This window comes from Janthinobacterium sp. GW822-FHT07H10 (assembly GCF_058798675.1).
The window spans coordinates 288,618-308,452 of the sequence record NZ_JBXAKS010000002.1; the positions used below are offsets into that span (position 1 = coordinate 288,618).

A 19,835-nucleotide genomic window follows, 5' to 3' on the forward strand; every position below is an offset into this window, starting at 1 on the left:
TGAACCCATGACACCCGGTCGGCCGCCCATTCCTGAATTCTGTGCGACAGCTTCATATTTTCCCAAGGTTTCTCAATGTTTGATGCGTACAAAATCGGCGTAACGCTTTCCCTGACAAATCATGTCAGCAAGGGTCTATTGCTTATGGCCGGGGATTTCGCCAAGACGGAAGCTCAGGCCACGTTGCTCCAGCGGCGCATGAATAGTATCAAAAATGATGCCCTTAAAGGTGGTTTGATGCTCGGCGCCGGCGCGGGCATGCTGATGCTGCTCAAGGGGCCATATGAAGAAGCCAAGAAGCTCGCCCAGGCACAGGCGAATTTTCAAACGCTGAACTTGTCAGCAGGTGAGAACGCGGAGGTGTTCGGGAAGGCGGCAGCCATGTCGCATAAGCTGCTTGGCACCACGATTACCGAAAACGTGAAGCTGATTCATGACCTGCACACTGCGTTCGGCGATCTGCATCATGCGGTCGACACGGCGGATATGTTCGCCAAAATGTCAATTGTGGGAAAGGTGGCGAACGGCGGCAAGGACATGGACGGCATGATCAATGCGGCTGCTAAGGCCCTTGAGCACCGCGGCGGCAAGGTGATCAATAACCCAGCGGAGTTCAATGCTGAAGCGAGCCTGATGACAAAAGTGATGCTTGCCACCAAGATGCGCGTCAGCCCCAGGGACTACCTGACTGCATCAGGTACCGGCAAGATGGCTTACCAGCTATATGACAAGGAATATTTGTACGGAAACTTTGCCGGGCAGATGGCGATCAATGGCGGCGCACGCACTGGGAATGAGGCAATGACCGCATTCAGTTCGTTGATCAGCGGGCGCATGGATTCCAAAGGCAAGGGTTTTCTAGCGGATTTGGGGCTTTGGCAGGAGGGATTTAGTAAGAAGCGTCTCGCCCTCCTGAATGCCTCAATGAAAAATATGACGCCAGAAGAAAAGAAGTTGGCGATCGCTAGCATGGGCGGCCAAAGCATTGTATCGGGTGGATTGAACGATGCTGACTCGGAATTATTCGCTCGTCGTCCTGATCTTTTCATTCAGAAGATTTTGCCCTTAATTCGTTCGCGTTTCGGCATGGATTTGACCGATGACCAGATCGCATTGATGGTAGCCAAGAAATTTAATCGCAGTACTGGTATTTTCCTTGGCACTCAGATCACCATGGCATCGAAATTATCCAAAGACACGGCCATTATTAATAAATCGATGGGAGTCGGAGAGGCCTACCAGCACTACTTGAAGTCGCCCGAGGGCGCAGAGGAGGCCGCTGGTGCCGCATGGAAGAATTTTCTTGCTGTATTCGGATCGGTATATCTTCCTGCCATCACCAAGGGCCTGCTGAAGCTGGCCGCCGGGCTGGATTCGATGTCTAAATGGGTCAAGGAGAATGAAGGGCTGGTTCGTGGCTTGGTTGTAGCATTCTCGGTATTAGCCGGTAGTATGGCGATTCGCGGGTCAATCCTTCTGCTTGGAGCTGCATTTAATTCTCTCGGCTTGTTATTGACTATGGGAACCGGCCTGACTATACCTGCCAGTTTGACGGCCCTGGGAGTCGCGGCGGCAGGTTTGGCTGCCCCTGTCGCGATTGCAGTTCTTGCCATCACGACTATCGCCGGGGCGCTGTATGCATTTCGGCCTATTACAAAGGCCGAAATCGAGGCCGCGAAATTCGAAGGCGGCGCAAAGTTGAGCCCTTCCGCTGCAGCGCGCATCGCCAACGGGGAACTTGCAGTGCCGTCTCTTCCCGTGGCTCCTCGCATTCCCACTGTGCGATATGGCGCGCCTATGGTTGCCATATCGCAAGGCCCTACGGTTACTTCCCCCCTTGTTGAAAACGCAATTGCAAGCACGACTCAGCGTACCGGCATGGTCGAAACGAATATTCATATTGATGGCGTGAGAATCGGCAAAGCGGTGACCGCCTACCAGACCAAGGTTTCGGCAGGACCGCAGTCCGGAATTGGTCGCTTTGATTCCTCCATGGCAGCACCACAACCAGGGATATTACGATGAAGCCTGACACTTATATGCAGCTCGGCGACATGCAGTTGTCGCGCTACGAGGTGCCGGAATCGATCGGCTTTGGTGGCGAACAGGCACTTGCCGTGCATGAACTGACCGGTGGCAGGCGTGTTGTTGACGCGATGGGGCGCCAGGACCGCCCCTTGGAGTGGTCGGGCTTGTTCATCGGCGAGAACGCCAGCGAGCGCGCTCGCTACCTGAACGCGCTGCGGATCGCTGGCAAGCAGGTCAACGTATCTTGGGCCGAGTTCGCTTACAAGGTGGTCATTCGCTCTGCGCTGCTGGACTACCGGCGCGCCTACGAGATTCCGTACACGATTTCGTGCACGGTCATAGAGGATTTAACGATCCCTGTGTTCGAGCTGACGGCGTCGTCCATCGATTCCGCTATCAGCGACGACATGGATGCAGCGAATGCGTTGGGCGACCAGATCGGCGATGGCACGTTGTCGACGATGCTGGGCACGCTCAATTCCGCCATCAAATCCGTGTCGTCCTTTGCCGGTGCGGCGCAGAGCACGATCACCAGCGTGCTGGGACCTGTGCTGGCCGTCCAGTCGCGCGTCTCGGCGCTGATCGCCGCGACGGGCAACACGATCTCGAATATCTCGACGGTCGGCGGCGTGCTGCCGAATAACCCAATCGCGACGCAGGCCGCCAAGCTGACCCGCCAAGTGGCGGGCTTTACGCAACTGCCGCTGCTGCTCAACCTGCAGTCGACGGTGGGGCGCATGGGCGCGAACTTGGGCGCGGTGTCCGGCGCCGGGACTAGCATCACTACCGCCGGCGGCAACCTGTTCGCCATGGCATCCAAGGCCTACGGCGATGTCTCAAAATGGGTAGGCATCGCCCGGGCCAATAAAATCAGCGACCCGGCGCTGACCGGCGTGCAAACAATCATCGTCCCGCGCGTGGCGGGAGATACGGGGGGCATCAATGCCGGTTAATCCAGATACGGTATCCGCTGCGCGCCAGCCGCGCGGTATTGTCAATGTGGGCGGCGTACGCGTTGACGGCTGGGTGCGGTTCGAGGCCGACAACAACACCTTCAGCGAGGCCGACACGTTCCGCGTGGTGTTCGCGCTGTCGGCGCTGCCGACCGCCTACGGCGATTCATTTTGGGCATCGCAGTCCGAAGTGTTTGTCGAGGTGTTCGCCGGCTTCCCGGCCGACGCCGAGCACTATAGTGCCGAGGAGTTGCGGAGTTGGGTCTACGGGCGCGTCGATGACGTCGAGTTCGACCCCGTGGCGCGCACTGTGGTTGTCTCAGGGCGCGACCTGACGGCCATCCTGATCGACGCGCGGACCATGGAGTCGTTCCAGAACCTGACCGCGTCCCAGGTGGCGACAAAGCTGGCCCTGCGCCATGGCTTTACGCCAGTGGTCACGGCGACAAGGGACATGGTCGGCAGCTACTACGAGACGGACACGATCAAGGTCAACACGCAGCGCAGCGAGTGGGATATTTTGACGACGCTGGCGGCGGCCGAGGGCTTTACCTGCTTTGTGCGCGGCAAGGAACTTCACTTCGAGCCGATCGCGCCAGCGCCGGTCGATAGCTACGCGCTGAAATGGGAGGCGCCGAACGACCAAACGGGCGCCTACAGCTTCAACGGCAAGGCCATCAGCTTTCGCCGCGCGCTGAGCATCGCCCGCGGCGTGGTAGTAGAGGTGACCTACACCGTGCCGAACAAAAAAGGCACGTTTCGTGTGCGCTATCCGAGCAAGGCCGCCGATATCAAAGTGGGGCAGAGCGCCGCTTCGGCGCAACTCTACCGCATCACCATGCTCGGCACCAGCCCACAGGGCGCGCTGAATCGGGCGCAGCGGGAGCACGCCGCAATCACGAAGCACGAGGTCAAGATGGTGGCAAGCCTGCCGGCCGACGACATCCTAACGACGACGAACATCATCACAGTGACCGGCACCGGCACTGCGTTTGATCAAACCTATTATCCGGAGAGCATCATGCGCGAAATGGATGTCAGCACCGGCTATTCGATGACTGTGCACGCGAAAAACCATTCGCCGGAAACGGTCGTGGCGATATGAGGGGCATGCTCAACGCGATGCGCCAGCAGGCACAGGCTGCTATCGGCGACGTTGCGCTGCCGAGTACTGGCATCGTGCGCAGCTACGACCCGACGAAATACGCAGTGCGCCTGGAGTTGCAGCCGCAGGGCAACATGACTGGCTGGATCCCGCTCTTGACGCCCTGGGTGGGCAACGGCTGGGGCATGTTCTGCCCGCCGACCATCGGCGACCTGGTCGAGGTCACGTTTTTGAATGGCGACATCAATTCCGGCGTGGCCGGCCTGCGCGCCTTCAACGACCAGGACTTGCCGCTTCCGGTGGTGTCCGGCGAGTTCTGGCTGGTGCACAAAGCAGGGCAGGTTCTGAAATTCCATAACAACGGAACTATCGAGATCAGTGCGTCAGGCCGAATTAGCTATACGGCAGCCGGCCACGATTTCCACGGGCCAGTGACCATGGATGACACGCTAGACGCGCAGGGAACGATCACGGCTCCGATTGTCGACGGCACTTTAAATGTGACCTTCGGCGGCAAATCCGGTATTGACCATAAGCACGGCGGTATTCGCCGTGGCAGCGAAATGAGCGACCCACCCACATGAGCGACCTGAACCACTATTTCGGCGGAGACCTTACGCAGTCGTCCACGGGCGATCTACTCAAGGTCGACGGTATAGAGGAGGGGCAGCAGAGGGTGCTGCGCCGGCTACTCACAAACCCGGCCCTGATCGATGCCGACGGCAACACGCTGATCCCGGGCGACTATATCTTTCATCCCGACTACGGCGCCGGCCTGCCGCGCATGATCGGCGACACAGTCGACATCCCAAAAATCAAGGGGCGCATCCAGGGGCAGATGTTTCTCGAGGCGTGCGTCGCGCGCAGCCCGGCGCCGATCATCATGGTGACCGAGATCCTGGGCGGCGTGTCGGTCGATATCCGCTACAACGATGCGCAGACCGGGACGCCGGCGGCGCTCGCGTTCGATGTAACCAAATAAGGCGACCATGAGTATTTCAACAAAAGATTTTGTAACGCTGGTTCGCGACGCTGTCACGGCGATCCAGGGCTCCGCGAGCGGCCTGGTCAACCTGACCGTCGGCTCGATCCTGCGCGCCGTAGTCGAAGCCAACGCCACAGTCATTCTGTGGCTTCAGGGTCTGATCTTGCAGTTACTTGCCGCCACGCGGGCGGCGACGTCCAACGATGCCGATCTGGATAGCTGGATGGCCGACTTTGGCGTGGTGCGCCTGGGTGCCGTTCCGGCCTCGGGCCTGGTCTCGTTCTCGCGCTTCACTCCGACCGCGCAGGCTGTCGTCCCGGTCGGTGCCACCGTTTTGACGCTCGACGGCGCTCAGGCGTATGTTGTGCTGCCCGACGCGACGAACGCCGCGTACAGCGCACTGCTGGGCGGCTACGTGCTTGCGCCGGGCGTGGCGAAAATCAATATCACCGTGACCGCATCGACGCCTGGCGCGGCAGGGAACGCAGTGGCCGGGCAGATTGCGTTGATCAATCAGCCGATCCCCGGCGTCGATGCCGTCACGAACGCGTCCGGCTTCGCAAATGGCGTCGACGCAGAGAAAAACGCTGCCCTGCGAGCCCGTTTCATCACCTACATCGCGTCGCTGTCGAAGGCGACCAAGCTGGCGATTGGGAACGCCATTACGTCGCTGGCGCAGGGCGTGACGTTCTCGCTGACCGAGAATTTCACCTACGGCGGCGTGGCCCAGAACGGCTATTTTTTCGCTGTGGTCGATGATGGCACGGGCTATCCGCCATCGCAACTTCTGCTGTCGGCGGCGAATGCGATCGACGCCGTGCGGCCGTTCACGTCGACGTTTGGCGTGTTCGCCCCGGTTGTCGTCACGGCGAACATCTCAATGACGATCACCACGGCCTCCGGCTATGACCACGCGGCGACTGCTGCTCTCGTGGCGAAGGCGATCAATTCCTACGTCAATACCCTGATGTTGGGGAATGCCCTGACTTTCTCCCGCCTAACACAGATCGCATACGATGCCTCGCCCGGCGTCACAAACGTGACCGCCGTCAAGCTCAATGGCAGCACGGCCGACCTGGCCGCCACCGCGCTGCAGGTCATCAAGACCGGTACGATCGCGGTGGCGTGATGACGGGCGACCAATCTGATATTGCCGCGCGCATCAAAAGCGTGCTGCCGCCCTGGTTCGGCCCGGTGCGCGACCTGGTCGACGCGCTGATCCAAGGCCTCGCCAATGCATCCGCCTTCGCATATGCGCTCTACCAATACGCGGTGCTGCAAACCCGTATCAAGACGGCGACCGAGGGCTGGCTCGACATGATCGCTGCAGACTTTTTTGGTACCGCGCTGATGCGCTCGGCGAACCAGTCCGACGCTAGTTTCCGCGCGCGGATCATCATCAACCTGTTCCGTGAGCGCGCCACGCGCAATGCGATCACTCGCGTACTGACCGACCTGACCGGGCGCGCGCCGATCATCATCGAGCCGCAGCGGCCGGCGGATACTGGCGCTTACGGGGCACCAAACAGCGGCTACGGCGCGGCTGGCGCCTACGGGTCGATGCTGCTGCCGTTCCAGGCGTTTGTGCAAGCTTACCGCCCAGCCTCGTCAGGCATCCCGTACATCGCCGGTTACAGCTCACCGCCAGGTGGTTACAGCGCGCCGTCTCGCGCGGCCTACGCAACGCTGTCGCAAAGCACGGGCGCAGTAACGGACGCCGACCTATACGCGGCTGTGGATAGCGTAAAGCCGGTCGGAACCATCGTCTGGATGAGCATCCGCTCCTGATAAATCCGCAATTCACCCACAAGGGCCGCTCACGCGGCTCTTTTTTTTGGAGTAAATTTTGAAACGACAAATTATTTATCCAGGCCAGATTCCTTTGGAGACGGACCTGCTCGGCACCAATAAAAATATGATGATTGCCCTAGCAAAGCTGACGGCGACAATCATCGGCACCGCGACCATGGCCAGCGGTTTGGCCTGCGCGCCGAACTCGCCAGCAGCGCTGAACGTCGTGATCGCTCCGGGCGAGATCTACAGCCTGCAAAACATCGATGGCACGGCCTACAGCTCAATCGCCGCCGACACCGCGCACTCGATCATGAAACAGGGCATCCTGCTCGATTCCGTGACACTGGCGTGCGCGGCGCCAGGCACTGCTGGCCAGAGCATCAATTACCTGATCCAGGCAGCATTTTCAGAGGTGGATAGCGGGGCGGTGGTGCTGCCGTATTACAACGCCAGTAATCCCTCGACCGCATACAGCGGCCCAGGCGGCGCTGGCACAACGAACAACACTGTACGCGACGGGACGGTAGCGCTATCGGCGAAGGCCGGCATCGCGGCTGCGACCGGATCGCAAGTAACGCCTGCGGCAGATGCCGGCTATGTCGGCTTGTGGGTCGTCACAGTAGCAAATGGTCAGACGACAATTACGGCTGGGAATATCGCGCAGGCTGCAGGTGCGCCATTCTCTGGCACTGCAGCGATGCTGAATGTGATGAATGCGTTCACAGTCTCCCCAACGGTGCCAACGCCGCCTGCAGCCGATAACAGCGCGAAGGTAGCGACCACTGGTTGGCTTTATAACGCCATAGCAACTGTCGCTTCCGCAATGGGCTTCTCAGCAAGTCTTACTGGACACGGATATATAAAACTCCCATCCTGGCTCGGCAGTTTCATCATGCAATGGGGGTACGGGTCAACATCCGACAGCTCTGGATTATCAACCGTAGCATTCACCATCGCTTTCCCTGCCTCGGTTTTACACGTATTCCCTTTCTACGAAGCCAGTGGAGGCTCCCCTTCACCCAATCCGTCGGTTGTAAATGCTGGGCTGACGACCTTAGTGGGAGCCAAACTTTTTACTTGGAGCGGCACAACCATCTCCGGTGGCATCACCCCCTCATACATTGCCATCGGCAAATAAAGGAATCTAAATGAATAAATTTTTCTCAGTTGCAACTGGTGGATTTTATGGGGCTGCGTTGCGTGGAGACTATGACGGTGCAGGTACCTGGCCGGCTGATGCAGTTGAGGTTGCCGCTACAACAGAAGGGGAGTTGAGGGCGGCAATTTGCCGCGGCGACACGATCAAACTCTCTGGCGCGAAATTCATTTTTACCCCGGCGCCTGCGGCTCCGTTCGCCCCAGTCTCTGCCGCGTACCTGGACACCGTGCGCGTCATACGTGAACAGGTTCTCAATCGCCTGGCCGGGATCGGTATGGCGGCACTACTTGCAGCCGATACCAAGACGGCCAATGCGGCTGCGGCCGCCCGGCAGGAGCTGCTCGATATCACCATCGCGCCGGCTGTGCTGGCCGCTACTGATCTCGATGGAATGGTCACTGCAATGAGAGGCGCCTACGCGGCGATCATTACAGCGGCGCCGCCGGCTATTCGCGAGGCCTTTGATCCTGACGCGATCTGAGAGCACGCCCAGTCCATTACAAACCCGCTTCGGCGGGTTTTTTCATTTCCACCACCTGAAAGGCATCCATGGCCATCGAAACAACCGCCGCCGGCGGCGCACTGATTAAAATTTTTGGCATCCCGGTCCTGGCCGGCGCGGCCGCAACCTCACTGGGATTCATGTTCATGTGGCCAAAAACCGCCAAGGAAGCGGGCGTGCGCTTCTTCGTCACCATTCTCTTTTCCGCCCTGATGGGCCCGGCTTTGGTCGTGGTCGTGCGCAACTGGATGCCGGGCCTGTTCGACAGCGCGCGCGCCGTGGCCGTGCTATACGGCAGCGACCCGGCGCTGGGCTTCCTGTTCATCGCTGCGCCGCTGATGGTGGCCGCCGGCTTGCCCGCCTGGTGGGTGCTAGGCGCCACGGTACGTTGGCTCGATAAACGCAAGGACAAGGACATCGGCGAGCTGGCGCGCGACGCGGCCGCCATTGTCAAGGACGTACGGGGTGGGCTGTGAGCGCCGTGACGCTGGCCCAGCTGGTGGCGATCATGCCGCTGGCGCGCTCTCGTGCGGCCACCTTCCTAGCGCCGTTGAACGCGGCCATGCTGGAATTCGGCATCACGACGCCGGCGCGCCAGGCGTCGTTTCTGTCCCAGGTCGGGCACGAGTCTGGCCAGCTGCGCTATGTGCGCGAGCTGGCCAGTGGCCAGGCTTACGAGGGGCGCGCCGACCTGGGCAACACGCAGCGCGGTGACGGCATGCGCTTCCGTGGGCGCGGTCTGCTCCAAGTGACCGGCCGCGCGAACTACGCCGCCTGCGGCAAGGCGCTGGGCCTGGATCTGCTGGCTCAGCCCGAGCTGCTCGAGCAGACAGTCAACGCTTGCCGCTCGGCTGGCTGGTTCTGGCAGACGCGCGGCTTGAACGCGTTGGCCGATACAGGAGACCAGGAACGGGTGACGCGCCGAATCAACGGTGGCGTGAACGGCCTGGCTGAGCGTCTGGCCTTGTTCCAGGAAGCGCGTAAGGTGCTGGTGTGAGCGCCTTGGGCGCGCTGGTGGGCGTCGCCGTTAGCGGCATCTGGAAGGCGGCCGCCGTCATCCTGGCCGTCGCGCTGCTGCTGGTGGCCAGCTCAACCTGCACCGGCTGGTGGCTGGCCGCCGACGACAGGGATGCAGCACGCACGGCGCTGGTGCAAGAGCAGGGCGTCAGCGCGCAACTGCGCGCATCGATCACCGAGCAAAACCGCGCCATCGATGGGATGGCCGCCGCCACGCTGGCGGCGCAGGAGCGCGGCGCTGCGGCGCGGGCGGCAGCCGTTGCCACGGGCCGGAAGTACGACGCGGCCCTGGCACGGATCACTGGCGCGCGTGCCACGACTTGCGACGAGGCCATGCCGGCCGTGAGGCTGCTGCTGGAGGGCGTGCGATGAAAATCGGTAACTTGACCAAATTGGCAGGTTTGGCTGTCGTGGTGTTGTCGGTTGGCTGCGCCAGCGCGCCGACAACACCCGTGCGCGTCGAGATTCCAGTATTTACACCATGTGTAAAGGTGGCGCCGCAGCGCCCAGCCTACGAATTCGACGGGCTGACGTCGGTGGCAACAGACGGTGAAATGGTCTTGGCGCTGGCACGGGACTGGTCGCGCGGCCGGAAGTATGAGGCAGACTTGGAAGCTGTGTTGGCTGGCTGTCTTTAGAAAGACTGATAAGTTGGGGGTAACAGTCTTAATGTCGGGCTAGCAGCGCCGCCCAAGAAGCAGGGGGAGCGCGACGTGGTGGTGGGGGCGCTGCAGCGGCCGCTGCAGCCGCTGCTGCCGTAGCAGTAGCTGCCGCTGCCGCTGCGGCAGCCTGTTGGACAATTAAATTTGCATTGCAATTTGCAATTCTGGTTTGCAAAAAATTTATGGCATTTTGATGACCGGCATCCCTTGGGATGCCGAGTCTTGTCACGAGGGCTGTCGACGCCGCCCGGCCATTAATTGCTAATTGATAAGAATTCTTCGCTTGTTGATAACGCGCCGCGCCGAAATGTACATTCCCTGCGGCTTCATCAGCGTGATAACGCTGAACGAGCGCTGCATTCCTATCCAAATCGGCTTGGTCTTCTGGGCGTGGCATAACGTTGTCCTTTGGTGGCTTTTTTTATCATGAGTTGTTATACGTCAGTAATCGAAGTTCGCATCCAACTTGAATGGAATTGCCTCCTCTGGCCTAAGTGAATAGTAGGTGAGATTTTTCAAGTAACACAAGTAACAATTGCAGGTGCAGAAGCGCAATTGCCCCTCGCTTTTATAGAGTGCAAGGGCAGTAGGCGCATGCCGGGTACTTTATTTTTATTGGGATAAGCACAGCGGTGGTTGTAGGAATATATCGGTTGTCGCTGCGTCAACAGCGACAACCGAGATCGGCGCGGGCCAAGCCAGTGACCCAAGTAGGCTCGTGTTACCTCGGGGAGGTAATTCGACTCTAACATTAGGAGGTTCACATTTTGGCATTTCCCATCATCCCCTGGATTGGCGGTAAACGACGCCTGGCCGACCGCATCATTCCGCAATTTCCACCCCATACTTGTTACGTCGAGGTCTTCGCCGGCGGCGCCGCGCTGTATTTCATGCGGCCGCCGGCGGAAGTCGAGGTGCTGAACGACGTCAATGGTGAACTGATCAACTTGTACCGCGTCGTCAAGAATCACCTGGAGGAATTCGTACGCCAGTTTAAATGGGCGCTGTCGAGCCGCGAGGTGTTCAAGTGGCTGCAGGATACGCCGCCGCATACCCTGACGGACCTGCAGCGCGCGGCCCGTTTCTTCTACCTGCAGCAGCATGCCTTCGGCGGCAAGGTCGACGGGCAGAGCTGGGGCACGGCCACCACCGCACCGCCGATCAACCTATTGCGCATTGAGGAGAACTTGTCGGCCGCACACTTGCGCCTGTCTGGCGCCTATATCGAGAACCTGGACTGGTATAAATGTATGGAGCGCTACGACCGGCCGCATACGCTGTTCTACCTCGACCCTCCGTATTGGGAGACGGCCGGGTATGGTGTGGAATTTGAGTTCGAGCAGTACGAGAAGATGGCTGAGTTGATGGCCAGACTGAAGGGCAAGGCTATCCTGAGCCTTAACGACCACCCGGATATTCGACGGGTGTTTGCGCGCTTTCAGATGGATACGACCGGTATCCATTACAACGTCGGCGGCGGCGGAAAGGCGGTGGAGCGCAAGGAATTGATTATTTACAGTTGGGACAAGGCGACCGAGCCTGCCGGGCTATTCTAAGGAGTTCGGCAGGCGGGTGCCAGCGGCCATGGACGGCGAGATCGTCCTGGCGCTGGTGCGAGACTGACCGCGCGGACGAAAATACGAGGCGCAGATGGAGGTAGTTATTGCAGGGTTTTGGTAATAGTGATCACTTTGTTTTATATAGGGTGCTCACGCATGTGCCACATACTTCGCGCCCGATCTTAGCGCACTTTTCTCGAGCTACTTGTTCCGTTTCACAACTGAACTTGTTGGTGCTACTGTCTTTTTTATCCATCTCCTTGCATTGCGACTTCTGTGCGATATTGTCGCATGTGAATTTTGGGTCAGCAGCAGGCATGCGCCCTTTGAATAAATGCAATTCCCCAGTTGTATCATGTTGCTTTAGTGAATATGAATCCATAAATAATTCCTATAGAGAAATATTCATTGTACGAAAATAACGTCACGAGCAATCTATCCAATTGTTGCATTAATTGACTCATTCGCAAAAAGAGGAGAAAGCCTTCGAAACCGACTCTCCGAGGGCAATGCCAGCAACCGGTTGCACCAAATTGCGCCTCCGATCTTCGCTCGAGTTGAGGGCGCGTGCCCGCCTGAATTTTCAAACCAGTATTGTCGACAGTCATTCACGCACCGGCGTCCGCTTCTCGTTTGCATAGTCGTGCAGCATGGGCTACGCTGCCGCACTGTGTATTGGCGTCACTTTTGCCGCCGCTGGCACCGTGGCGCAAAGGTCCATCCACATGTTCATCAACAGCATCCGCTTCTCCAGCAGGTCGCCACGTGTTAAAGAGATAACGGCAGCACCCACAAAAGTTAAGGGAAGTAGGCGTTGACGGTGAGTAGCTATAGCGGTGTTCACTAAGCGATTATTGAATATTGTTGTTGATTTTAAATTAATTTCAAAGAAATTTAACGATGTATTTTGATAGTACACCTATCGCTAATGATAATAAGCTTGATGAAATTAAATTTCTAATAACTAGCGATTTTCTTGTTTTAAATTCTTCAACCAAATTATCGTCACCTCTGTTTAATTTTAAATAAGAAAGAATAGGATAGCTATCCACGGCATGTTCCAATATTTTCCCTGCCATCTCCGAAAAATGAGAGAGTATATACCCAATGCCTATATACGCGATTATAATTGTGGCTAATCTTGAATTTGATGAATCTAAGAGTAATATTTTTTGAGCTTCCATCGCGGAGAAATACGTAAAGATTCCCACTGTAAAAACCTGAATAAGAGTAGGGAAACTATGGGATCTTATTTGAAAAAATTCAAGTCCAAGTGGTTTTGCTGTTTTTTTACAGCCCTTAATCCACTCATCAAATGCCTCGAAGAAGCCGCGGGCAACTACATAATCAGAGTAATCAATGGTTATTTCGGCCGTATTCGCATTAATGTAATTCCACAGCCGTCCTCTCATGACTGCTGGGGCTTCGGTTTCTAATTGTTTTATAACTGCTAGTTTGGATGCTAAACGAACGGTTACTACATACTCTTGCGGACATCGAGTCTCAGGGGAGAATATTGAGAAATTATACTTTAATAAAAGTGTAACTGTTGGGCTGATAGCGCTGGAATTATAGGTTTTAAATTTTTCAAATGAAGGGAATTGTTGTTTTTTGTCTTTGGCATGAAAAATTGTAATTACTTCACTTTTTGCTACTATTGTATGTATGCCACATAGCTGCATAATTTTAATATGCAACTGGTTTATATCATCAAATTCGAGCAGCAGATTTTCTGAGAAGCTAGCCTTACTTTGCTCGCTTCTTCCCGTAATTTGTTTATATGCCTCTCTATATATGTCTAAAAATATATTTTCTTGTTTTTTCTCTGGTGCAACTATCTCTACTTGATTGTTTTGGTCGTCAGACCCTACCAACTCACTCATAAGCCCTCCCTAATTTTGATTGGTGGAATGGTAATTATTTAAAAATAAATTGTCAACAAGTAATTTAAGTTGCTTTTCATTTTTTGTGGTAAAGAAGTGACAATAATTATATGGTTTAGATGTGAATGGATTTTTCAGGGTTCTGTGAAGCCTTTAAGCCTATTATTTACTGCAAACGTCTTTCGTTATCAAGGGAGTGCAAGATTGTCCTGCGACTAATTTGGCGCTATGGTGCGGGAATGTCCCAACTACACCACCGGCGCTAATGCGCTGGTCGAGAATCGATTCGGCATCCGCTCACGTTAGCTCGATCTTCCGCCGAAGGTCTGCCTAGGCTACATGGCGCCTTCCTGTGTGGTTCACACGAAGCGCCCGGCGAGCTAGAAATCGCTCCAGCCATGTTCGGCATGGTTCGCCACTGGGCAGACCCCAAACTGGCTCGCCAGACCTACAACGCGCGCACCGAGACGGTGGACACCAAGCCGCCCTTCCGCAACGCCTGGAAGCGCAAGCAGTTCTGCATCATCCCGGCCGCCAACTTCTTCGAGCCCAATTACGAAACCGGCAAGCCTGTGCGTTGGCGCATCGAGCGCGCCGACGGTGCCCCGGTGGCCATCGCGGGCATCTGGGAATATCGGCCGGCGGATCAGCTGCTCTCGTTCTCTATGTTGACGATCAACGCCGATGAGCACCCGCTGATGCAGCGCTTTCACAAGCCTGATGATGAAAAGCGCATGGTGATGATCCTGGACCCGGACCAGTACCCAGGCTGGCTGGATGGCTCGCTGGTGTCGGAAGAGGACGTTTATCGGCAGTATCCAGCGGAGTTGCTTGTCGCGCAGCCCGACCCTATGCAGACGCGATCCCGTTCGAAAGCGCCTGCGCCGGCCGCGCCAGCGGAGCAGGGCGGACTCTTCTAGTTACAAATTTCGCCTTCTGGTTTCCTAAGCTTGGCAATATACTGTGTTTTTGTACAGTGGATTTGGGGTGAATGATGAAGGTTTGGGCATCAAGGCGTCGAGAGGAAGGGGCAGTGCTGGCAGCCCCTGCACCGGTAGTAGAGGGTGCCATACTGCTCGAACTGTTGGTGGTCGACGTAACGCTGGAGGGGAATCGACGCCCTTCAAAAGTGGCACGCCTGCAAACCATAGGCGCGCCGCGTATTCTGGCGCAGCTGGCCAAGCCCAAACTGGTGCGGGTTCAAGGATGGAATATGGTGTTGAGTGGCATTGAGGCAACGAAGGATGAGTCCGGCCACACCCGCGAGGTCGCCCAGACCTGGGTATGCAAACTTTTCGTACCGGAAAACGCTATCGGATTCCGCGCCAGGGAGTTGTATCGATCCGGAGTGGCGCTACCGAAAAAACTTGCACGTGAGAGCGGTGGCTCGCGCGGGTTGCTGGCGGTGGCTGATGATTATTCAAATGTGCTTCAGCGCCACGCCACGTGCGCTGAGTTGCGCCGCCATCAGATTTCCACATTTCCGGAGGGCCGACTGATCGATTGTTATATCGAGTGGATGTCGGAAGAGTCGTTCGAAATGGGCGGCTTGCAGTTGCGCTCGAGTTGCGAGAGCCATCCGGAACAACTGGAGCGCGGCGGGTGGCTGGTCAGCATCGACATGAAAGAACGCGAGCTGACGAAGAGCGAGGCGCGCATGGTTCGATAGAATGCCGACCGAGTTTAACGCGCGACGACGAACTGGCATTGGGCAAATGAAAAGTTATGAGCAAGATTCGAAAGCCGCTCAGCATCGAGCAGCTGAAAGAAATCCAAGGTCGCAATGACTCGGCCGATGTGCGTGCGCTTTTGTGGGAGGTTCGGCGCCTGCGCGAGATCGCCGCAGCGGCCGATGAATTGGAGCGCGGCTTGGGGCCTCGCATCGGCATGTCCGGGCTGATCCGTGCCTCGCTTCGGGTGCAATTGGACGGCGAGCCTTGCTTTGCCATAATGCAACCGCCTGAATGAGCCGACGGCCGATCAGCGTGCCGGGCAAGATCGTCCGGCGGATGCCCAACCCGCCACGCGCTGTTGCTGGTCGAGCAGCACGATGACTTGGCAGTCGGCTGCCACGCTGCCATAGTTCAGTTGCAGGTAGTCGCCCTGGTGCTGGTAGCTGGCGGGCGTGCCGTAGCGGGCGGCGAGGGCGAAGCTGTCGATGCCAACAATATCCGAAAAGGCGTGGCGAGCTTGTGGTTTACTGCTGCACCCAGCCAAGAACATCAGCACTATCGACATTGTCTTCATGTATATACATCCACTCAGTATTTACATGAGTATGATCGCCGCATGACGTTATGATTTATGAAATGTCATCAAATGATCTTACGTGCATGTTCGAGGCTGGGCCTGTGTAAATTCCTGTGTAATTTGGTGCAATTTCGTGATGGTTTGTGATGGCCAAGAAGAGATATCCCCTATGAGAACACTGCGCAGCCGTGCCTTCAATGGCATTCACACTGCAGGGGTCGCAAGTTCGAAACTTGCACTTCCCACCAAATTTTTCGTTTGTATTCAATGACTTAGGATTTTGAATCTGGTCGAAATACGAACTTGGGGCAAACTTGCGGCAATGAGATTTTTCTTCCACCGCCTAGCCTCAACGATACGGCCGCTTCCTGCGGCCGTTTTCATGTCAAGCTGCCTTAGAACGCCTGACATTCCTCTTACTAGCTTTCTCAACAACGGCCTCGTACACTGCGCTATTCTGATTGCCCTCTATCGGCCTATTGTGTTGAAAAACTCTTGGTCAAGACTTGTCACAATGCAATAAATGTACAGGAAAATTGTACGTAGTGAAGGATGCGTTTGAGGTGGGCAAATAGTATCTCGACCTTTTTCCGATCTTTAGAAGATGAAATCGGTACGGCTGAACGTGCCGTCGCGATGCTCGGAGTTATCCCATGCAAGGACTTGCAGGGCGATCTTCTTTTCATCGACCAGCCATCCCAGCATTGCAGCCACGCCGTAATTCGTATCGCCCACCAATTGCTGCGGCTTGATAGCGAATTTTTCCTCAACCCGGTTGATCATCGTTTTGGTCACTTCGACCTCTGCGAGCTTGTTCACGGCTGGTGCCTCGACATCGACAATCATTCCCGCTTTCAAATCGATCAGGTAATTTGTTGAGTAAGCAAAAATAGCCGGCCCTGCAGCGGCAGTCCAGGTTGCAGACGGATCCGTCAGCGAGATTCTTTTGGGCAGCACTGGATTAGCTTGCTCCAGAGCTCCAGATATTCTCGCACCGGTCGACTTGCCTGCTCAGGGTCACCCCAATCGATAGCGGAATCGCCTGAACAGGAACGTCGCCGCTGGGCGTCAGCCTTGATCATGCTGGCGTCGCTTGCAAACCCTTCGCCCTGTACCAGGCCTGCTGCCATGCAACGTCGAAGAACCGCATCGAATAGATTACGAAATGCATCGTGATCGCGAAAGCGGCCGTGTCTATTTTGGGAAAAACTTGAGTCATCCGGCACCTTATCCTGCAGACCCAACCGGCGGAACCAACGGTAAGCCAGATTCATGCCGACTTCTTCGCACAGCCTCCGCTCAGAACGTATGCCATCGAGCGCGGAATCGTTTTGTATTGTCGCGCTTGCGGTAGCCTTGCTTATGCAACCGATGGAACGATCATCGCTGACGACTCATCTTCTAGCAAAGGTGTGCGGCCTGCTCCGTCTTCGCGGTGTCAAATGCGCTAACCCCTAGCTATACAACGTCCGCTTCGAGTGTGGCGCGGACACTACTATAGTTCCGCAATCGACAAGAAGCAGTCGTTGTTGTGTATCGCTGTCAGTCCTATTTATCGTGCATTAAGCAGTATCCATCACTCTTAAGTGTGCAGCGGACTCCTGGGTTAGATTGCAACAGCTCATATTCAGCGTAGGAACGTTGAAGCTGTCGCAAAACAGCAATCACCTGGGGATCAGTGCTTTTGGACAGGTCATCCAATTTTCCCCAAGCTACTAACTTAGGGGAAATACCAACAAAGACCATGGAAAATGGCGCCAATTTGTACTCAGGGAAATAACTGGTCACGCAACCAGTGCCGTTTTTCTCGCATTTGTAACTTGATGCCACCCGACCGGTTGGCTCGCTAATTTCGTAATGCCGCAACGTATAAGTCGCTCCCTCTACTTCAAATATTCTTGACGCAAGAACACTTGACCGACCCAACACCTTATCGACCTCAGAAATTGTGAGTCCTTTCCCTTTTTTTTCGAGCGTCGCAACGTCGCTCTCCCATACGGGAACAGAGACACATCCTGTAAGCATAACCAAAAGAGTGACAATAGTGAGTTTGGAAACAAGACGCATAGATTTTAGGGGAAATATTTTTAATGTAACCACTTTCCGAGACGATCATGGTTTTTTATCACGTTGGATATAAACAATGATAGCATTTCCCCTTCGCAAGTTTTCGATATCTGATGACTATAATGCGTTGCACCGATGACCTGGCACGCGAGCCATGCGCCGCAGACGGTACTCGCCTAATGGCCGTGGCGATATATTCTTCTGCTTTGGGGTGGAAGCTGTCGCACATGAACACCGGCAACCGGCCAGAAGCAGTCATTGGAGAGATAATGGATTGGGAACCGATTTCAGAGACAGAATGATGGGATAAGATCATCAGTGCGGAAGGCCGAATGGGTCCTCAGGTACTCCGCCTGTGGGAATCCATCAAAATTCCTCCTGAGAAGTGGGCCGAGAAAACCTATGGCACAGTTGGCGGCGGCTTTTGGGTTGTGGCGGTCATCGGCAGCAGGGTAATCTGGTTCCACGATATCGAAGATGGTTTTAACTGTTCTTCATATGTAGTCGCCGGTAAGCTTTCCGAGTATTTTTGCAACCAAGATGAACTTGAGATAGCCGTTCAAAATATGCTAGCGATCATCGAGACCGGCAGAGATTCAATCGCGCGACGCTCCGTCCCGATCCCAAGGGAATGGAAGTCTAGATAAGTCTAGTATCAAAGGTCCGGTCTGGAGCGGAACCTACCAACAGCGGCAATCGGCCAAGAGGAGCCACTACAATAGACTCGGGTCCAACCCTTCGGCGTACGTCGCTCATCATCGAGATAAACCGTCATTCCTTCGTTCCCTTAGATAATTTGATGAATATTTCTTCCCTTCCAATAATACCCTGCGCGAATGCTCCGAAGCTCGGACAACCTTTGGCTTGAGCGCGACAGGAGCCTCTGCAGGGCAGGGGGCTAGGCAGGTCATACCCGATTTCGTCGTTGCATCAGCTGACGCCGAGAAGGCACACCAGGTGCCAGGCAGGATACCCAGGCCCCTAACACGATCCATCGGTTTTTCATCTTTCAAAAACTATGGATCGGGCGAGTTTAAGCGACTGGTGGTGATTCAATGGAACGGTTCGCTTCCACCCCCTTGCGGACGCTTGGAAGTAGCGGCCTTAGGCAAAAAGATAGCTGGCTATCGCAGACCGCAACGGTCCGCTTTGATTTCCTGATCAAGCGCTTGCAGATCCCGGTCAAGCGGATCACATTGATCTCCTTCAGCCAAGGCAACCAGCTTAATTTTGATGACACGGTTCCAGCCCTTGCAACGGATGCAGCCAATATCTTGAACTTCAAATGCTCGAATCATTTGATAAATTTCCTTTCCGTCAGATGGCTGCTTACTTACATAACAATGACCAGCATTGGAATACGAGAAAAGGCCAGGTGCCACGGTAGACGGCATCCCACAGGAAGTGCAGCATCCATCTTCGACGTAGAAGGGGCCTGGCGAATTTTCAGGAAAAGGAATTTTTTTCTCATCATTTATGATGACCGCATAAAAGCGCCGATGTCGACCGGCAGCTTCTGGCCGGTTGTCGTAGTAGATAGAATGAGAAATATTTAATTCATATTTTTATGAAATATATTCATATGATGCTTGATATAAAACAGAAATTCACAAAAAACATGGAGTAATTGCATGGCAATATATATTGCTTTGGTGCCCAGATACCTATAATTGGCCGCTATGAACTACGACGACTTCCAACGACACATCGGCAAGGCGGGGCCGAAGCTCCACGAGTTTGCGACGCTCATGGACATGAGTCACTTATTCCCCCAGTTTCAGCGGATGCACTTGCCGCTACCCTTGAGTGTGCAGCGATATCGCTGGGTGAGAAGTATTCCCTTTCCCCATCGGGTCAGAAGTTTTCACCCG

General features: G+C 55.7%; 24 protein-coding genes and 1 pseudogene. 19 read left to right on the forward strand and 6 right to left on the reverse strand.

The features are described 5' to 3' along the window. Positions 1-75 precede the first annotated feature (75 nt). The 9 genes from AC1RDJ_RS05515 to AC1RDJ_RS05555 are packed head-to-tail and all read left to right on the forward strand — an operon-like array spanning position 76 to position 8,505. On the forward strand, positions 76-2,025 hold the full coding sequence (locus AC1RDJ_RS05515) for a hypothetical protein (protein ID WP_493026810.1): 1,950 nt from the start codon (positions 76-78) through the stop codon (positions 2,023-2,025). Then, positions 2,022-2,981, forward strand: coding sequence for a hypothetical protein (locus AC1RDJ_RS05520; protein WP_493026812.1), 960 nt, complete (start codon positions 2,022-2,024; stop codon positions 2,979-2,981). Before AC1RDJ_RS05515 ends, AC1RDJ_RS05520 begins: the two co-directional genes overlap by 4 nt. Continuing rightward, the gene (locus tag AC1RDJ_RS05525) at positions 2,971-4,086 is read left to right on the forward strand and encodes a hypothetical protein (RefSeq protein WP_493026813.1); all 1,116 of its coding nucleotides are present in this window, start codon (positions 2,971-2,973) and stop codon (positions 4,084-4,086) included. The genes AC1RDJ_RS05520 and AC1RDJ_RS05525 overlap by 11 nt, the downstream gene beginning before the upstream one ends. A gap of 5 nt (positions 4,087-4,091) precedes the next feature. Continuing rightward, complete coding sequence (locus AC1RDJ_RS05530) at positions 4,092-4,670, forward strand: phage baseplate assembly protein V (RefSeq protein ID WP_493026814.1); 579 nt, start codon at positions 4,092-4,094, stop codon at positions 4,668-4,670. Next, positions 4,667-5,068, forward strand: a complete 402-nt coding sequence (locus tag AC1RDJ_RS05535) for a phage tail protein (RefSeq protein WP_493026815.1) — start codon at positions 4,667-4,669, stop codon at positions 5,066-5,068. Before AC1RDJ_RS05530 ends, AC1RDJ_RS05535 begins: the two co-directional genes overlap by 4 nt. Before the next feature lie 7 nt (positions 5,069-5,075). After that, positions 5,076-6,200, forward strand: coding sequence for a baseplate J/gp47 family protein (locus AC1RDJ_RS05540; RefSeq protein WP_493026816.1), 1,125 nt, complete (start codon positions 5,076-5,078; stop codon positions 6,198-6,200). After that, the gene (locus AC1RDJ_RS05545) at positions 6,200-6,859 is read left to right on the forward strand and encodes a UCP028438 family phage-derived protein (RefSeq protein WP_493026817.1); all 660 of its coding nucleotides are present in this window, start codon (positions 6,200-6,202) and stop codon (positions 6,857-6,859) included. The genes AC1RDJ_RS05540 and AC1RDJ_RS05545 overlap by 1 nt, the downstream gene beginning before the upstream one ends. A 58-nt stretch (positions 6,860-6,917) precedes the next feature. Further along, positions 6,918-8,003 (forward strand): gp53-like domain-containing protein, encoded by a 1,086-nt coding sequence (locus AC1RDJ_RS05550; RefSeq protein WP_493026818.1) that lies wholly within the window; start codon positions 6,918-6,920, stop codon positions 8,001-8,003. Between the two features lie 10 nt (positions 8,004-8,013). Continuing rightward, positions 8,014-8,505 (forward strand): hypothetical protein, encoded by a 492-nt coding sequence (locus AC1RDJ_RS05555; protein ID WP_493026819.1) that lies wholly within the window; start codon positions 8,014-8,016, stop codon positions 8,503-8,505. Between the two features lie 16 nt (positions 8,506-8,521). Here the strand turns inward: AC1RDJ_RS05555 and AC1RDJ_RS05560 are convergent, their stop codons facing one another. Then, a complete protein-coding gene (locus AC1RDJ_RS05560) occupies positions 8,522-8,674 on the reverse strand; it encodes a hypothetical protein (protein ID WP_493026820.1) in 153 nt (50 codons plus the stop codon). Between AC1RDJ_RS05560 and AC1RDJ_RS05565 the strand changes: the two genes are divergently transcribed. From AC1RDJ_RS05565 to AC1RDJ_RS05580, 4 genes are read left to right on the forward strand one after another with little or no spacing between them, the layout of a single operon-like run. Continuing rightward, positions 8,673-9,002, forward strand: a complete 330-nt coding sequence (locus tag AC1RDJ_RS05565; RefSeq protein ID WP_289897448.1) for a hypothetical protein — start codon at positions 8,673-8,675, stop codon at positions 9,000-9,002. The two genes, AC1RDJ_RS05560 and AC1RDJ_RS05565, sit on opposite strands and share 2 nt — an antisense overlap. Beyond that, positions 8,999-9,523, forward strand: a complete 525-nt coding sequence (locus AC1RDJ_RS05570; RefSeq protein ID WP_493026821.1) for a glycoside hydrolase family 19 protein — start codon at positions 8,999-9,001, stop codon at positions 9,521-9,523. The genes AC1RDJ_RS05565 and AC1RDJ_RS05570 overlap by 4 nt, the downstream gene beginning before the upstream one ends. Positions 9,524-9,540: 17 nt before the next feature. Continuing rightward, positions 9,541-9,915, forward strand: coding sequence for a hypothetical protein (locus tag AC1RDJ_RS05575; RefSeq protein WP_493026822.1), 375 nt, complete (start codon positions 9,541-9,543; stop codon positions 9,913-9,915). Next, positions 9,912-10,181 (forward strand): hypothetical protein, encoded by a 270-nt coding sequence (locus AC1RDJ_RS05580; protein ID WP_493026823.1) that lies wholly within the window; start codon positions 9,912-9,914, stop codon positions 10,179-10,181. Before AC1RDJ_RS05575 ends, AC1RDJ_RS05580 begins: the two co-directional genes overlap by 4 nt. Before the next feature lie 28 nt (positions 10,182-10,209). On the opposite strand, the gene AC1RDJ_RS05585 is transcribed toward AC1RDJ_RS05580, so the two are convergent. Beyond that, entirely contained in the window at positions 10,210-10,602 is a 393-nt protein-coding gene (locus AC1RDJ_RS05585) for a hypothetical protein (RefSeq protein WP_493026824.1), read from the reverse strand. 370 nt (positions 10,603-10,972) lie between these two features. Here AC1RDJ_RS05585 and AC1RDJ_RS05590 point away from each other — a divergent pair, with 370 nt between their 5' ends. Beyond that, positions 10,973-11,761 (forward strand): DNA adenine methylase, encoded by a 789-nt coding sequence (locus AC1RDJ_RS05590; protein WP_493026825.1) that lies wholly within the window; start codon positions 10,973-10,975, stop codon positions 11,759-11,761. Between the two features lie 887 nt (positions 11,762-12,648). Here AC1RDJ_RS05590 and AC1RDJ_RS05595 read toward each other — a convergent pair. Continuing rightward, positions 12,649-13,647 (reverse strand): hypothetical protein, encoded by a 999-nt coding sequence (locus tag AC1RDJ_RS05595; protein WP_493026827.1) that lies wholly within the window; start codon positions 13,645-13,647, stop codon positions 12,649-12,651. Between the two features lie 398 nt (positions 13,648-14,045). Between AC1RDJ_RS05595 and AC1RDJ_RS05600 the strand changes: the two genes are divergently transcribed. From AC1RDJ_RS05600 to AC1RDJ_RS05610, 3 genes are all read left to right on the forward strand, one after another. Continuing rightward, entirely contained in the window at positions 14,046-14,567 is a 522-nt protein-coding gene (locus AC1RDJ_RS05600) for an SOS response-associated peptidase (protein ID WP_493026829.1), read from the forward strand. 113 nt (positions 14,568-14,680) lie between these two features. Further along, complete coding sequence (locus AC1RDJ_RS05605) at positions 14,681-15,316, forward strand: hypothetical protein (RefSeq protein ID WP_493026831.1); 636 nt, start codon at positions 14,681-14,683, stop codon at positions 15,314-15,316. 56 nt (positions 15,317-15,372) lie between these two features. Beyond that, entirely contained in the window at positions 15,373-15,615 is a 243-nt protein-coding gene (locus AC1RDJ_RS05610) for a hypothetical protein (protein WP_493026832.1), read from the forward strand. A 12-nt stretch (positions 15,616-15,627) separates the two neighbouring features. On the opposite strand, the gene AC1RDJ_RS05615 is transcribed toward AC1RDJ_RS05610, so the two are convergent. The 3 genes and pseudogenes from AC1RDJ_RS05615 to AC1RDJ_RS05625 all read right to left on the reverse strand — a co-directional run bounded on the left by AC1RDJ_RS05615 (position 15,628) and on the right by AC1RDJ_RS05625 (position 17,997). Then, positions 15,628-15,894 (reverse strand): hypothetical protein, encoded by a 267-nt coding sequence (locus tag AC1RDJ_RS05615; RefSeq protein WP_493026833.1) that lies wholly within the window; start codon positions 15,892-15,894, stop codon positions 15,628-15,630. Between the two features lie 609 nt (positions 15,895-16,503). Then, positions 16,504-17,210: pseudogene (locus AC1RDJ_RS05620) on the reverse strand (transposase); the annotation flags it as partial. Between the two features lie 235 nt (positions 17,211-17,445). After that, positions 17,446-17,997, reverse strand: coding sequence for a hypothetical protein (locus AC1RDJ_RS05625; RefSeq protein ID WP_493026835.1), 552 nt, complete (start codon positions 17,995-17,997; stop codon positions 17,446-17,448). A 299-nt stretch (positions 17,998-18,296) separates the two neighbouring features. Between AC1RDJ_RS05625 and AC1RDJ_RS05630 the strand changes: the two genes are divergently transcribed. Continuing rightward, positions 18,297-18,611 carry a hypothetical protein gene (locus tag AC1RDJ_RS05630; protein WP_493026837.1) on the forward strand — a complete coding sequence of 105 codons (315 nt, stop codon included), beginning with the start codon at positions 18,297-18,299 and terminating at the stop codon, positions 18,609-18,611. Positions 18,612-19,019: 408 nt separating this feature from the next. Then, the gene (locus AC1RDJ_RS05635) at positions 19,020-19,520 is read left to right on the forward strand and encodes a hypothetical protein (protein ID WP_493026839.1); all 501 of its coding nucleotides are present in this window, start codon (positions 19,020-19,022) and stop codon (positions 19,518-19,520) included. The last annotated feature ends 315 nt before the right edge of the window (positions 19,521-19,835 follow it).